This is a genomic window from Pedobacter sp. P26, from assembly GCF_050632135.1.
Lineage (GTDB): Bacteria > Bacteroidota > Bacteroidia > Sphingobacteriales > Sphingobacteriaceae > Pedobacter.
Genome location: NZ_CP192574.1, coordinates 2591338 through 2603941 on the forward strand (window position 1 = coordinate 2591338; position 12604 = coordinate 2603941).

General features: G+C 38.8%; 15 protein-coding genes. 13 read left to right on the forward strand and 2 right to left on the reverse strand.

Features of this window, described 5'->3' with window-relative positions:
* The first annotated feature begins 366 nt into the window (after positions 1–366).
* From ACQ86H_RS11910 to yidD, 12 genes are all read left to right on the forward strand, one after another.
* Complete coding sequence (locus ACQ86H_RS11910) at positions 367–630, forward strand: response regulator transcription factor (protein ID WP_431294974.1); 264 nt, start codon at positions 367–369, stop codon at positions 628–630.
* Positions 630–1043 carry a response regulator transcription factor gene (locus tag ACQ86H_RS11915; RefSeq protein ID WP_431294975.1) on the forward strand — a complete coding sequence of 138 codons (414 nt, stop codon included), beginning with the start codon at positions 630–632 and terminating at the stop codon, positions 1041–1043. Before ACQ86H_RS11910 ends, ACQ86H_RS11915 begins: the two co-directional genes overlap by 1 nt.
* Complete coding sequence (locus ACQ86H_RS11920) at positions 1040–2305, forward strand: sensor histidine kinase (protein WP_431294976.1); 1266 nt, start codon at positions 1040–1042, stop codon at positions 2303–2305. Before ACQ86H_RS11915 ends, ACQ86H_RS11920 begins: the two co-directional genes overlap by 4 nt.
* A gap of 164 nt (positions 2306–2469) precedes the next feature.
* Entirely contained in the window at positions 2470–2709 is a 240-nt protein-coding gene (locus tag ACQ86H_RS11925; protein ID WP_431294977.1) for a hypothetical protein, read from the forward strand.
* 98 nt (positions 2710–2807) lie between these two features.
* Positions 2808–3281 carry a phosphatase PAP2 family protein gene (locus tag ACQ86H_RS11930; RefSeq protein WP_431294978.1) on the forward strand — a complete coding sequence of 158 codons (474 nt, stop codon included), beginning with the start codon at positions 2808–2810 and terminating at the stop codon, positions 3279–3281.
* Between the two features lie 43 nt (positions 3282–3324).
* Positions 3325–4398: a TolC family protein gene (locus ACQ86H_RS11935; RefSeq protein ID WP_431294979.1), complete on the forward strand. Its 1074-nt coding sequence runs from the start codon at positions 3325–3327 to the stop codon at positions 4396–4398.
* Between the two features lie 32 nt (positions 4399–4430).
* Positions 4431–4565, forward strand: coding sequence for a hypothetical protein (locus tag ACQ86H_RS11940; RefSeq protein ID WP_431294980.1), 135 nt, complete (start codon positions 4431–4433; stop codon positions 4563–4565).
* A 2-nt stretch (positions 4566–4567) separates the two neighbouring features.
* On the forward strand, positions 4568–5494 hold the full coding sequence (locus ACQ86H_RS11945; protein ID WP_431294981.1) for an efflux RND transporter periplasmic adaptor subunit: 927 nt from the start codon (positions 4568–4570) through the stop codon (positions 5492–5494).
* Positions 5495–5496: 2 nt separating this feature from the next.
* Entirely contained in the window at positions 5497–8520 is a 3024-nt protein-coding gene (locus ACQ86H_RS11950; protein ID WP_431294982.1) for an efflux RND transporter permease subunit, read from the forward strand.
* Positions 8521–8728: 208 nt separating this feature from the next.
* Positions 8729–8887: a 50S ribosomal protein L34 gene (rpmH, locus tag ACQ86H_RS11955; RefSeq protein WP_010601723.1), complete on the forward strand. Its 159-nt coding sequence runs from the start codon at positions 8729–8731 to the stop codon at positions 8885–8887.
* A gap of 66 nt (positions 8888–8953) precedes the next feature.
* On the forward strand, positions 8954–9352 hold the full coding sequence (locus ACQ86H_RS11960) for a ribonuclease P protein component (protein WP_138821708.1): 399 nt from the start codon (positions 8954–8956) through the stop codon (positions 9350–9352).
* Positions 9336–9566, forward strand: coding sequence for a membrane protein insertion efficiency factor YidD (gene yidD, locus ACQ86H_RS11965; RefSeq protein WP_025142648.1), 231 nt, complete (start codon positions 9336–9338; stop codon positions 9564–9566). Before ACQ86H_RS11960 ends, yidD begins: the two co-directional genes overlap by 17 nt.
* 381 nt (positions 9567–9947) lie before the next feature.
* Here the strand turns inward: yidD and ACQ86H_RS11970 are convergent, their stop codons facing one another.
* Positions 9948–10226, reverse strand: a complete 279-nt coding sequence (locus ACQ86H_RS11970; RefSeq protein ID WP_431294983.1) for a hypothetical protein — start codon at positions 10224–10226, stop codon at positions 9948–9950.
* A gap of 247 nt (positions 10227–10473) precedes the next feature.
* Between ACQ86H_RS11970 and tsaB the strand changes: the two genes are divergently transcribed.
* Positions 10474–11169, forward strand: coding sequence for a tRNA (adenosine(37)-N6)-threonylcarbamoyltransferase complex dimerization subunit type 1 TsaB (gene tsaB, locus ACQ86H_RS11975; RefSeq protein WP_431294984.1), 696 nt, complete (start codon positions 10474–10476; stop codon positions 11167–11169).
* A 2-nt stretch (positions 11170–11171) separates the two neighbouring features.
* Here tsaB and ACQ86H_RS11980 read toward each other — a convergent pair whose 3' ends face one another.
* Positions 11172–12584, reverse strand: coding sequence for a DUF5723 family protein (locus ACQ86H_RS11980; protein WP_431294985.1), 1413 nt, complete (start codon positions 12582–12584; stop codon positions 11172–11174).
* Between the last annotated feature and the right edge of the window lie 20 nt (positions 12585–12604).

The window sequence follows — 12604 nt, forward strand, 5'->3', positions numbered from 1 at the left end:
TGAATTTTACCTGCTAGTTGTTAAGTGATTGGCGAAGGTAGTTTTCAATTCTGAAGAAATCCTGAAGGTTTGGTTAGGCTTAAAGATATTATTAAAGTATTATATTTAATGATTTATTGATGCTATGTTAATAAATGATGTAGATTACTGCTTAAAGATTAGCTTCTCCTATATTACATAATCAAATAAAAATTGATCAATACAAGCCCAAAAACTGTATTTTATACTACAGTTTTCCTTCAGGATTAATTGGTAATATTACCGTGTTTATTGGGAAATAGATACAATGATTTTACCTGGATCGTAATCGTATTTTTAATTTTCCGGTTTTAATGATTACTTTATGCGTAAAGAAATAATTAACCAATGAAAATTTTAGTCATTGAAGATGAACGGGCTTTATTAGAGAGTATTCTTGTCTATTTTACAGGAGAAGGTAACATTTGCGAGCATGCTTCAGATTTTGCTGCTGCCAATGAAAAAATATCACTTTACAATTACGATTGTATTCTTTTGGATTTAGGCTTGCCCGGCGGAGAAGGGCTGGAGCTCTTAACCAGGCTTAAACAACTAAAAAAAGAGATGGGGTACTTATTATTTCTGCACGCCACTCTTTGGATGATAAACTGATGGGGCTTGATCTTGGTGCTGATGATTATTTGGTTAAGCCTTTTCATTTGTCAGAGCTTAAAGCCCGTGTAACTGCTATTATACGCAGAAAGAATTTTGACGGCGCCAACGTTATTATTTTCAACGAGATCACTGTAGATGTTTCAGCAATGAAAATTACCGTTAAAGGCAATCAGGTATTCCTCACCAAAAAAGAGTTCGACCTGTTGGTGTATTTTCTTTCTAACCGCAATAAAGTGGTTACTAAAAATGCAATGGCCGAGCATTTATGGGGCGATGAAATGGACCTCTCGGATGATTTCGATTTTATTTATACACACGTAAAAAATCTCCGCAAAAAACTGCTCGAGGCAGGAGCAGCTGATTATCTTCGTTCTGTTTATGGAATTGGCTATAAATTTGGCGATGTATGAAACTTTCTAACCGTTACAATAAGGCAAATATTTTAACCTCTATTGTGGTGCTCATCATTACCGGGTTTGTCTACTATGTTGTAATCCATTTTATTTTAACCGAAAAATTAGATAGAGATTTAGCAGTCGAAGAAAATGAAATTAATCAATATATAAATACTTATCATAAACTCCCCTTACCTGCAAGCTATCTCGATCAACAGATTTCATATAAAATCCTAAACGGGACTAACTCTGAAAGAGAATTTCTGAATACGATTTATTTTAACCCGAAAGAACGTGAAAAAGAACCTGGACGAAGTCTCGTCACCGTTGTACATTTAAATGGTAAAACCATAGCGGTAACCATAACCAAATCGAGAGTAGAATCAGAAAACCTGATCAGGATCATTCTTTTAATAACACTTGGAATTACAGTTGTTTTACTTTTATCCTTATTGCTGATTAACCGATTTGTATTAAACAGACTTTGGCGGCCCTTTTATTCTATTTTAAATCGGATGAAAGCTTTCGAAGTAGCCCGAATGGATACGATCGAACAGGAACCAACCAGAATTGATGAGTTTAATGAGCTAAATAAATCTTTAAATGCCATGGCCGAAAGAGTAAGGCAAGATTACAAGGAACTTAAAAGTTTTACCGATAATGCCTCGCACGAAATGATGACGCCATTAGCTGTAATTAATTCTAAACTGGATTCCTTATTGCAAACAGAATCGTTTACCGAGCAGCAGGGTGCATTATTGGAAGATATTTATCATGCCACAGGGAAATTATCAAGATTACATCAATCGCTATTATTGTTGGCCAAAATTGAAAACAACCTGATTCCCGATTTCCAGGATATTGAACTCAAAGAAATGGCAGAGGCAAAAATCCGTCAGTTTCAGGAGTTACTGGAAAAAAGCAAACTGATCCTGACAGCAGATCTTGCCTCGGTTGAGGTTAAGATGAGCCGCTACCTGGCAGATATTCTATTGAACAATCTTTTTAGCAATGCAGTGCGGCACAATGTAACCAGCGGACACATTTTTCTTAAATTAACTCAACATAGTTTAATGATTTCTAATTCGGGTAAAGCCCGCCAGGTACAAACAAAAATTTTCGATCGCTTTTCTAAAGCCGTAGATTCTGATGGGATGGGGCTTGGTTTGGCCATAACCAAACAGATCTGTAATCTTTATGGCTTTCGCATTGATTATCAGGAAAAAAATGGAGAGCATACTTTTACAGTCTATTTTAATGTAGAATTGTCATCCTGAGGGGTGATTTATTGTATAAAAATCAATATTGATGTGGTGATAAGTGTTACCACCTGTCACTATCGAATTACTCATTACGAGTCTGATTTAGAAAATAGTTTCGTTTACCTATATCTTCAGAATTTCTCCATAATTCGATTATAGTTTTGATTAAAATTTAAACTATGAAAAGGTTTTTAGGAATGCTGTTGATTATGGTCATTTATATCAGTCAAACTTATGCTACTGCCGTTATTCAGTCGATCCAAATTATAGATTCGGTTAAAAACGTTCCTGCAGATTCTTTAAGACGATGGTATACCGGTAATCCGATCCCGAAAAAAGATTTCAGGCAACAGCATTTATTGCACCTGTTTTACTTGCTGGCTACGGTTTTGCAGCTGTTTATGATCATGGTGCATTAAAACAACTGGATGTAAGTACCAGGGCAGAATTACAGGAAGATCATCCTTTATTTGCGGCCCATGTTGATGATTATCTTCAATTTGCACCTGCTGCTGCGGTGTACGCACTAAATCTATCAGGTATAAAAGGTAAACACAATTTGTTTGATGCTTCCATGTTATATGCTACATCAGCTGCAATTATGGGTGTTTCTACCCATTTTGTGAAACAGGGCGTTGGTAGAGAACGGCCTGATGGGTCGGGGACAAATTCTTTTCCTTCGGGGCATACGGCTTCTGCATTTATGGCTGCTGAATTTCTGCACCAGGAGTATAAAGATGTTAACCCGTGGATAGGTTATGCTGGTTATTTTGTTGCCACGGCCACCGGAACATTGCGGATGTATAATAACAAACACTGGTTCAGTGATGTTGTAGCGGGTGCCGGATTCGGGATTGCTTCTACAAAAATATCCTATCTGGTGTATCCATATATCAAAAGCCTTTTTACCACAAAAAAAGATGGAAATTTTACATTTATGCCCTTCCATCAACAAGGTAGCACGGGTTTAATGCTTTCGGGCAGATTTTAATATTGTTCAATATTTTTTGAATTGAAGTCATCCAGGAATGAATATGAAGGTTAGCTATTTGATTTTATGTTTAATTGCTTTTTGTGTAACGGGTGCTGCTGCGCAAACCACCTCAAAAAATCTGGAGTACTATCTAAAAGAAGCTGAATCCATTAGCCCTGTCCTTAAAGATTATCAGAACCTGCAACGTTCCGCGGGTATAGATAGCCTGATTGTCCGTGCTACCGGAGGACCACAGGTTACGGCCAGTTCTGCTGGCATGTATGCACCAGTTGTTCGTGGTTATGGTTATGATGAGGTGCTTACCAACGGACAGGCGCTAGAGGCATTACTTAATGTAAACTACGACCTGTTGAATAAGAAGCGAATTAATAATCAGCTCCAAAGTATTAAAATTCAAAGCGATTCCATAAAATACGCGGGTCAACTATCACTTTATGATTTGCAACGATCTGTTGTTGATCAATACATATCAGCGTATGCTAGTCAGGAACAGGTAGGTTTTAACCGCGACGTGGTTAGGCTGCTGGAAGAGGAGGAAGCACTGCTTAAAAAACTAACCCGAAACAATATTTATAAGCAATCAGAATATTTAACCTTTCTGGTTACCTTGCAACAACAGCAATTGGTGCTGCAACAAGCTGAATTGCAATTTAAAAATGATTTTGCCACTTTAAATTATTTAGCCGGGATTTCCGATACTACACCAGTTAAGTTAACCAATCCAAAATTACAGGCTGACTTTAATATAACTGCTCAAGGTTTTTTTAATAAACGTTTTGATATTGATAGTTTAAAAAACATCAATCAAAGAAACGCGGTTCAATTTAATTATAATCCTAAATTAGGTGTGTATGCAAATGGTGGATATAATTCTTCATTTGTTTTGCAGCCTTATAAAAACTTTGGTACCAGTATTGGTTTCACTTTCTCTGTACCCATTTACGATGGACACCAGAAAAAAAGCAGTACCAAAAGCTCAGTTTGGCCGCTAAAACAACTTCAGGATACCGCGATTTTTTTACCCGGCAACAGCAGCAGCAATTACAGCTTATTCGACAGCAAATTAATCAGACTGATGCACTCTTTCCGAAAATTAACGAGCAGATCCGCTTAAGTAAAGGCCTAATTGAGGTAGATACCAAACTAATGCATACTGGTGATTTAAAAGTTGCTGATTTCGTAATTGCAATCAACAACTACATGGCAGCTCAAAACCTGTTGCGGCAAACGAACATTAACCGCTTAAAACTAATCAATCAATTGAATTACTGGAACCGATAACCATGAAAAGCTACGCAAAATTAAAGTCTGGTACTATCGCTTTACTGTTTATTTTTTCAGGATGCAACCGTTCGGCCCCGCCTGAAACTGTGGATGGGCCCTCGCCAATTACACCCGTTCAGGTGACTACCGTAGGCGACAGCGCGCTATCTGAATATGTTGAGCTTTCGGCAGTGTCGGCCTATCTGGAGAAAAGTTTCGTAAAGGCAAACATCAACGGATATGTAGAAAGTACCCATGTCGTATTAGGCAGGCAGGTAGGCAGTAGTCAACTGTTATTTAGTTTAATTACCAAAGAAGCCAAATCGATTGGCAATAGCGTAAATAAACTTGATGCTGGTTTTAATTTTTCCGGTATTTCCAATATCAGAGCCGATCAGGCCGGAACAGTTATCCAGGTAAACCATCAAAAAGGAGATTATGTGCAGGATGGAGAAGCTTTGGCCACCATTAGTAACCGCAATAGTTTGGTTTTTCTGCTTGATTTACCTTATGAATATCATCAGCTGATCAATCAGAATAAAAATATGGATATCCTTTTACCAGATGGGACCAAAATGAGCGGAACAGTTTCAGGCACGATGCCTGCTGTGGATTCATCGGCACAGACCCAACGTTATATTCTTAAAGTGGGTTCAGGTAAAGATATCCCAGAAGGTTTGATTGCGAAGGTAAGGTTAACGAAAGTAAGCCGTACACAGGCTCAGGTGTTGCCAAAATCCGCGGTATTGGCTAACGAAACCGAAGACGAGTTTTGGGTAATGAAACTAATTAATGATTCAACAGCCGTAAGAATAAACGTGAAAAAAGGCATTGAAAACCAGAATACCATTGAAGTACTCGATCCGAAATTTTCAAAAACAGACCGGATCATTACAACTGGAAATTACGGAATTGCTGATACGGCTAAAGTCAAAATCCAGAAATAGCCATGAATAAGTTTTTCATTTCCCATAAAAATCCTATCCTGGCCGTGTTGCTCATTATTATTGTGGGTGGGATTTATTCATTTAATCAGTTAAAAACGGGGCTTTTTCCTGAAATTACTTTTCCGAAGATCAAAATTATTGCAGAGGCAGAATTACAGCCGGTTGATAAGATGGTGGTTACCGTAACCCGGCCTTTAGAAAATGCGGTAAAACAAGTGCCTGATCTTCAATTGGTAAAGAGTACCACCAGCAGGGGCAGTTGCGAGCTTTCTGCATTTATGAATCCTGGTGCAGATATCGATCTGAGTCAGCAGCGGATAGAATCGCAGATTGCCAAAATTAGTGCTTCATTGCCGGCTGGGGTTAATATCTCGGTAGAAAAAATGAATCCTTCTATCCTTCCGGTAAGTGGATATAGTTTAGAAAGCCATAATTATTCGTCAGTTGAACTGAAAAAAATCGCCACCTATACCGTAAAACCTTTTCTTTCGCAGGTTGACGGTGTTTCCGAAATCCGCGTAATAGGTGGTAAGAGCAAGGAATACTGGCTGGAGCTTGATGTACAAAAAATGCAGACGCTGGCCATCACCCCGGATCAGATCAGCACTGCACTCAGCCAAACCAATTTTATTAAATCTAACGGCTACCTGGCCGATCATCATTACCTGTACCTGTCTGTAACCGATGCTACTGTAAAAAACAAAAGCGATCTGGAAAATCTGGTGTTGAGCAGGAAGGGCAACCGGATTATTAAGGTAATGGATGTTGCAAAGGTAAATATCCAGCAAAGCGTAGAATATACCCGCATCAATGCCAATGGGAAAGACGGAATCCTGATTGCGGTAATTAAACAGCCTAATGCTAATCTGGTCGATCTTTCTAACGAGATGTTCACCAAAGTAGAACAACTGAAACATATCCTGCCTGCAGACGTAAGTATAAAACCTTATTATATACAAGCCGATTTTGTAAACGAATCGGTGAAAAGTGTACGCGATAGTTTATTAATTGGTTTGGTATTGGCCATTTTGGTGGCCATTATTTTTTTAAGATCGTTTAAGGCAAGTTTCACCATTTTAATTACCATCCCGGTTACACTTTGTTTAACCATAGTTGTACTCTATTTTATCGGTTATTCGCTCAATATCATGACACTTGGTGCCATTGCCGCCGCCATCGGTTTAATTATTGATGATGCCATAGTGGTGGTAGAACAAATTCACCGTGCACACGAAGAGCATCCGGAGGAGCTTACTATGAGGTTGCTGAGCAAAGCCGTTGGCTATCTTTTTCCGGCTATGCTGGGTTCTTCCATTAGTACTATAGTTATTTTTATACCCTTCGTATTGATGACTGGCGTTGCAGGCGCTTATTTCCAGGTAATGACCAACACGATAATTATTACGCTGGTTTGTTCTTTCTTTGTTACCTGGATTGGCTTACCGGTAATTTACCTTTTGCTTACCCGTAAAGGGGGTAGCCATGCTGCTTCTGGTAAAAAGGTAGTCGTACACGAGGTTAAATCACAAAATTGGGTGCCTTACTTTATTCAACGACCTTATATCAGCATTGCATTTATACTGGTGCTTATCACATCAATTGTGCTCGTTTTTCCACGTTTAGAAACCGGGTTCCTCCCCGAAATGGACGAGGAGAGTATTGTATTGGATTATGCCTCGCCTCCCGGCACCTCGCTCGAGGAAACCGACAGAATGCTTAAAGAAGTAGAAAAGGAAATCGTTAAAATCCCCGAGGTTGAAGCTTATTCGCGAAGAACAGGAACACAGATGGGCTTTTTTATTACCGAACCCAATACCGGCGATTACCTGATCCAGCTGAAACATAACAGGACAAAAAGCACAGCTGAAGTGATCTCAGAGATACGTAAGCATATCGAAAATACGCAACCGGCATTAGTAATTGATTTTGGACAGGTAATTGGCGACATGTTAGGCGATTTAATGAGCACTACCAAACCCATTGAGGTAAAAATTTTCGGCAATGACCAGGAAAAACTGCAGGCTTTATCTAAAAAGGTAGCCGATCTGATTTCGCATGTAGGTGGTACAGCCGATGTGTTTGATGGCATTGTACACTCAGGGCCAACTGTAAATATTCAGCCCGATTTTACCATGCTGGCACAGTACGGTGTTAGTCCGGTATCTTTTCAATCGCAGCTCCAAACCGCTATGCAGGGAACTTTAATTGGCGATTTATACGATAAGCAACAGCTTTCGCCCATCCGCATGGTTTACCCCGGAAGCAGAAGTTTTAGCGTGGCCGATATCTACAAGCTTAAAATTTTCTTACCCAATGGAACGGCTGTGCCTATACAACAGATGGCTAAGGTTGATCTCAAAGCAGGGAATTCCGAAGTAGAAAGAGAAAATTTGCAGACCATTGGCGTGGTTACGGCAAGGTTAGACAACCGTGATCTGGGCAGCGTAATGAAAGACCTGAAGAAAGCTGTAAATACCAACATAAGCCTGCCTTCAGGTTATCATATCGAATATGGTGGTGCATATAAAGAACAACAACAATCTTTCTCCGAGCTACTCACCATCCTTATCGCCTCAAGTTTATTGGTGTTTAGTGTCATCCTGTTTCTGTTCAAAGATTTTAAAATAGCCTTTCTCATTTTATTGATCTCTGTACTCGGCATTTCAGGAAGTTATTTAGCCTTGTTTTTAACAGATACACCACTCAATGTGGGCAGTTATACCGGGTTGATTATGATTGTAGGCATTATCGGCGAGAATGCCATATTTACTTTTCTACAGTTTAGAGAATCCCTTGCCGAACAAAGTGTTGATGATGCAATAACCTTTGCCATCTCTACCCGTTTACGACCGAAATTAATGACTGCACTTGGGGCAATTATTGCTTTAATGCCTTTGGCTTTGGGTATTGGGGCAGGTGCGCAATTGCACCAGCCATTGGCTATAGCTGTAATTGGGGGTTTTATGATAGCCCTGCCATTATTACTAATCGCCTTACCAAGTCTGATCAGGAAAATTTATATGTAGTGGTGTGAAATTTGGGCTATTGGGTTGTGCTTTGATAATTAATCTTTTGAAGAAATAGCTATTTATAAATGATCCAATAAGCCTGTTTTTAAAAAGATTTTCTACATTTGCATTTAAATAGAAAAAATAATAATTAATCACTCTTGCATTTGTAGAGAAATCGCTTTATATTTGCACCTCTTAATTTTACAATAGATAATATACAGTCATGAAAAGAACATACCAACCTTCGCAAAGAAAGAGAAGAAACAAACACGGCTTCCGCGAAAGAATGGCAACAGCTAACGGCAGACGAGTATTAGCATCACGTCGTGCTAAAGGAAGAAAAAGATTAACAGTTTCTGACGAACGCAAGCATAAAGCATAATTTTTGATTGCTTTTCCGTTAATTCGGAATCGGCAGATCAAAATCTGCAATTATCAATCAAAATATATGTACACATTCAGAAAAGAAGAACGGTTATGCAGCAGGAAACATTTAGACCTGTTGTTTAAAAACGGTTCTTCTTTTTTATTATATCCCTTTCGGATTTCTTATCTTTTTGTTGATGCACCTGCTAACGTACAAGCACAGGTAGTGATCAATGTTCCTAAAAAAAGATATAAACGGGCAGTAGACCGCAATCTGCTCAAGCGCCGCATACGCGAAGCTTATCGCCTAAACAAACAAGATAAATTATACATGCCATTACCTACGGATCGGGGATTACTTTTGTTTTCCATCCAGTTTGTAGGGAAGGATAAGTACGAATTTGCTTTTATCGAGAAAAAACTGATCGCTACCTTTAAGCGTTTCCAAAATTTAATCCAGCCCAATGAAATTCATCAATAAAATTTTTGGATGGTTTTTTTTAGGTTTGATCAAAATTTATCAATACGCCATTTCACCTATGCTTGGCGCAAACTGCCGCTTTACACCAACCTGCTCCCAATATGGCATAGAGGCCATTAAAAAACATGGACCATTTAAAGGTGGCTGGCTGGCGCTGAAGCGTATTGGCCGTTGTCATCCCTGGGGTAAACATGGGCATGATCCGGTTCCATAGGAGAGTTAACTGGTTCATTAGTCATTAGTTCATTTGTTACCACCGCTGACTGGTTATTAATTCATTAACCACTTGATTATTGGTTAAAGTGGCCGTCATTTTGAGTATAACACAGCGGAACGGAGAAATCTATTTCGTTTGGTTCAATTATCCTTCGACTCCGCTACTATAGACAGAATCATTACTGCGGCGTCATTCCCGCGTAGGCCTATCGTGTGGACACATCTTTTTTAAGTATTTTTAGGCTTTTGCTAGCCAACTTTAATAAAGCACGGATTTTAACCAAGGACGCTGTCAATCCCAGGAGCCGGGGAAATCAAAAAAACAGTTGCACAACAGTAAAAATGACACTAACAAACCTGAAACGCAGTGGTTTTGTGTTCATAACCGATGATTTAATTTTAAAAAATATTGAACACAAAACGAAGTGCCGCTGTTTTTTTGATGCGCGTGAGATTGCGCAAAAGGCTCATTGCTGGATTCGATAGCCATCGGATGACAAAGCGCTTTGGGTACTTTGGCGCTCCAAAGTGCCATGCCCAGCGGCATAGAGCGATAGAAGAATGTTATAATTAATTGTGTCCACACGATAGGCGCAGGCGGGAACCACGCAGTGCTCAGCGAAGCTAATCTTAAAACGCTTGCATTACGATTATTCATAAGTTTCCCTTGTTTCAAAGGCATTCATGAGCACTCAGTGGTTCCCAATCGAGTTGGGAATGACGATCTCTCGAAGCCTGTAATTAGTCAAAAAGTTCTGTTATTCATATTGAATTTTATAAAATAAATTATCCTTCAGGATGACATGGCACGAAGGGTATTTGACTTAGGACTAAAAACTTCGGACCAGCAGCGCCCATCTTCCAATATCCCTCTTACATCTTCCATTTTTACTTATCTTTGCTCCATGGCTAAAATACTTCAAATAGAAACTGCTACGGCAATCTGTTCTGTGGCATTATCTGTTAACGGCAAAACAATTTCATTTAAAGAAGAGCAAGGACACAACCTGCACGCAGCAAATTTAACCCTGTTTATTGATGAGGTAGTTAAAACTGCAGGGCTAAGCTATCAGGAGCTCGATGCCATTGCCGTAAGTAAAGGCCCCGGATCTTATACCGGATTGAGAATTGGTGTTTCTACTGCTAAAGGACTTTGTTATGCTTTAGATAAACCGCTGATTGCAATTGAAACATTAGAAATGATGGCAGCCGGTTACTTAGCGGAGAACCCGCATTATTCTGGTTTAATTTGCCCGATGATCGATGCCCGTAGAATGGAAGTGTATACCTCAATTTTCGACTTGTCATTAAACATAATTACACCAACTGAAGCCAAAATTATTGATGAAACAAGTTTTACCGATTATCTCACACAGGAAACACTTACTTTTATTGGTGATGGCTCAGCCAAGTGTGCTGAAGTTTTAATACATCAAAATGCAAAATTCGATGAAGCCAACTTCAATTCTGCAACATACATGTCGCGTTTAGCTAACGAAGCTTTCGGCAGTAGTAATTTCGAAGACGTAGCTTATTTCGAACCTTTTTACCTGAAAGATTTTGTAGTTACCCAATCTAAAAAGCAACAAGCGCAAGGTTAAGCTTATTTTCTTTTAAAGATCGAAAACAGGTTTTTAAAGAAACTGTCACTATCACTTTTGTCATTAATGCCTGGTATCACATCGGCAAATTGAGGATGGTTAACCACGTTTCCAAATTTAATACCTACCCCCATGTAAAAAGAGGCACCATTAGGTCCGCTGCCTATATAAGCATCTTTTTTAATTAGTCCATAAGCCTGGTAACCTGTAGCCACAAAATTATCAGTACCCATAAACACCTCAAAGTTAGGCGTCTGGTATTTTCCTTGCAGCCCAACCATAAAAACACCATTCAAATTATATAATGGGGTAATGCTTCCTGAAAGGTTGTTAACAATAAAAGTGTTTACAAAAGCGATATCCCCGCCTTTGTAGAACAGGTTTTTCGAAACGGCCACTGCGGGTTTATAAAAACCATAACGTTTAGATAGATAAACATCCAGTTTAGCATTGGTTGGGGCTAAAAACTCTTTGGGTTGCTCTGAAAGGAGAAAAATGTCTTTTATTTCCTGATTCGTGTTCGACTGGTTGTTTTCTATATTTTCTATAATTTTTGATTGATTTATCGAGGTACGTTGGGTATTGCTGCGCCACCAGATAAAGCCTAAATCTTTAACGTTTGCCATTAAAAACAGTCCCTTTTTCGTAGTGTAATTTGTTCCAAAACTTAATGATAAACCAGGGTTTTTAAAATTTGGGAAGAAATTTTTCTTATCTACCTCGTTAAAGTCAGAGAAGTTAGCTGAATAAGTTCCTTTCAAGCCAATTAACAGCGCATTTGATTCGGGAGCGATGTACAAATAAGAATCTGAAACATCTAATTTATTATAAAGTATTCCACTCAGTACACTTGCTTTCAGCCCAAATGCAAGCCTTTTATTCCAGTTTTCACGATAGGTAAAGCTAAACTGGTGATAGCTTTGTTGGTATCCTTTTGTATCGAATATACCTGTATATTGCTTATCTGGTGTAAAACGTTCGAACGAATCAAAAATAGCCAGAGTTTCGTTGGTATAATCGATATGTGCATCAGACCTGATCTGCCACGAAAAGCCCATTTCTTTTTGATATTTATAAGATTTGAAAAGCCTGAAAGCTGCTACATAGATATTACTGTTTTCAAAAAAATGATTCACTTCTCCAGTGCCAATTGGTAAACTTCTTGTATCAAAAACACCTGCCTGCGTTAATTTTCTTATAGCCAGCCTGGAGCTTCCCATATTAACGGCATTCGTTCCAAAATAAGGTAAGAAGAAATTAGAAGAAAATCTTCGTGATGAATCCAAGGTGAAAGATTTCTGAGATGGGTTTTCGAATGCATCAAACATGGTTTTAGTGCCAAAAAGCGCATATTGTTGTGCATTTGCAACCCCGAAGCTGGTTATTGCCAGTAACGCAAGTAAAAGTTTCTTCATGTAAAATAGTTTCTTGGGAT